The organism is Advenella sp. S44 (genome assembly GCF_002810445.1).
Lineage (GTDB): Bacteria > Pseudomonadota > Gammaproteobacteria > Burkholderiales > Burkholderiaceae_B > Advenella.
The window spans coordinates 1-2,513 of the sequence record NZ_NEXS01000012.1 but is presented as its reverse complement, the minus strand read 5'-3'; the positions used below and the strand labels follow the sequence as shown (position 1 = coordinate 2,513).

At 47.7% G+C, this 2,513-nt stretch carries 1 protein-coding gene and 1 rRNA gene; one reads left to right on the top strand and one right to left on the bottom strand.

Annotation, left to right across the window (positions count from 1 at the left end; genetic code table 11):
• Nucleotides 1-172, bottom strand: a 172-nt coding sequence (locus CAP48_RS20510; RefSeq protein ID WP_153045728.1) for a transposase, incomplete at its 3' end; no start/stop codon positions are given.
• 1,408 nt (nt 173-1,580) lie between these two features.
• Here CAP48_RS20510 and CAP48_RS19400 point away from each other — a divergent pair.
• Nucleotides 1,581-2,513: ribosomal RNA gene (locus CAP48_RS19400) — 16S ribosomal RNA — on the top strand; the annotation flags it as partial.

Here is a 2,513-nt window from a genome sequence, read left to right as displayed (position 1 = left end):
GCTCTTTGAGTCGTTTTACGTCGGAGAGCTCCATGCCGCCATATTTGGCTCGCCATTTATAAAATGTGGAGTTACCTACATGATGCTTGCGGCACAGCTCTTTAATCGGTATCCCAGCTTCCGCTTCTTTCAACATCGCCACAATTTGGCTTTCTGTCATCCGTTTGCTCATCGTAAAAATCCTTTTTTCTTAGTGTAAGAAAAATTCTACGCTTCAGCTGTATTATTTTAGGGGATAGTTACAAGTTAGCGATTAGTGGCCTGGGAATCTGGCTGTCAGTAGATATCCATACAGGGCTGTTAGTTAGAGTCAGGGCGATATGGTCTTGTAATTCAACTGATATGGTCTACTCATCGGCGAAACCCAGTCGAACTGGTCATTTCCCAGGCGGGTAGGCATGTATCGATCGCTCCCAATAGTTTTGAGCGCAGACATTGTCGTTTTTGGACTAAACCCCACATGGATTCTGACCAACAGCGCCCGAGAGCGTGGCGAGCAGGGCATAGTTAGCGCAGTTTTGCCGAAAAAAACGGTGAGAAACCGCTGCCTGCGTTATTGCGATTGAGCGGTGATGTTGCATTTTTGTCGCAAAAAACGGACATCATTGGGGGGCGCGTAAAAAGAATAAGAAATGTCGCAAAAAAGCGAATCTGAATCAAATCATGCGCTTAGGGTAATTACGGATCAAAAAGGGATGGGGCGGGGCAAAGTATTTTGTCGATGAGGCTTGCCAAGGGGCAAATGGCTTGCTATAGTTTCGATCTTTCCTGCTTAACAAACAACGCAGGGCACCTCAAGAAGGGTACCGCAAGAGCGGCAAATTCTTTAGGTAAATCAAGGCGTTGTTAATATACTTCGGTATGTTTGGGGTGGGGGAATCGCAGCCGGTGTGGCGAGCAGTTATGAGTGGTTTTATGTTTTTGGCGGTTGCCTTGGCAGCGGTCGATAAGGAAACAGAAGGCTGATCATGAAGATCTAGAAAGTGAAAATAGTTCTTGCTTTTTATTTCAAAGTGATTCATAATAGCGGGCTACGCTACTGAGAAGTGAAGTGGTTTTGCAGTCAGTGGCAGGGTTTTTTTGGAAGTGAGTGAGAAAAGAAATTTTCGAGCTGTTGCAAAAAAGTCTTGACAATAGAAACCAGATGCTTCATAATCTCGTTTCTCTGCTGATGACACACAACGGTGTGACAGCGGCAAGAGGCAGAAGCGGTAGGGTAAGTTGTTGACTGAGTTAGTCGTCACTTACTTAGGTAGTACAGAATTTCACAGTATGCGATTCCTACTTTATTAAGTATGAACGCCGAATGTGACAGCGCAATGTCACCGCTTGGTCCAATGGGAGCAAGAAGAAAAATGTTCTTTAACAACTAACAGCCGATAAGTGTGGGCGCTTGGAATGAGTGCGCAACATGGTCTATCCGGGGGTACCTGGTTAGATTGTGATGCTAACAATATATATTTTAAGCGCTCACTTGAAATACAGAAGTAAGGTTTATATCACTATAAACGTTATTTCTTTTGAGTGAAGCAGCGACCATTTACCTATTTAAACAGTTAAATGGCAATTAAACAGAGATTAAACTGAAGAGTTTGATCCTGGCTCAGATTGAACGCTAGCGGGATGCCTTACACATGCAAGTCGAACGGCAGCGGAAAAGTAGCTTGCTACTTTTGCCGGCGAGTGGCGAACGGGTGAGTAATGTATCGGAACGTGCCCAGTAGCGGGGGATAACTACGCGAAAGCGTGGCTAATACCGCATACGCCCTACGGGGGAAAGGGGGGGATCTTAGGACCTCTCACTATTGGAGCGGCCGATATCGGATTAGCTAGTTGGTGGGGTAAAGGCCTACCAAGGCAACGATCCGTAGCTGGTTTGAGAGGACGACCAGCCACACTGGGACTGAGACACGGCCCAGACTCCTACGGGAGGCAGCAGTGGGGAATTTTGGACAATGGGGGAAACCCTGATCCAGCCATCCCGCGTGTGCGATGAAGGCCTTCGGGTTGTAAAGCACTTTTGTCAGGGAAGAAAAGGTTTCGGATAATACCCGGAACTGATGACGGTACCTGAAGAATAAGCACCGGCTAACTACGTGCCAGCAGCCGCGGTAATACGTAGGGTGCAAGCGTTAATCGGAATTACTGGGCGTAAAGCGTGCGCAGGCGGTTCGGAAAGAAAGATGTGAAATCCCAGGGCTCAACCTTGGAACTGCATTTTTAACTACCGGACTAGAGTATGTCAGAGGGGGGTGGAATTCCACGTGTAGCAGTGAAATGCGTAGATATGTGGAGGAACACCGATGGCGAAGGCAGCCCCCTGGGATAATACTGACGCTCATGCACGAAAGCGTGGGGAGCAAACAGGATTAGATACCCTGGTAGTCCACGCCCTAAACGATGTCAACTAGCTGTTGGGCCCTTCGGGGCTTAGTAGCGCAGCTAACGCGTGAAGTTGACCGCCTGGGGAGTACGGTCGCAAGATTAAAACTCAAAGGAATTGACGGGGACCC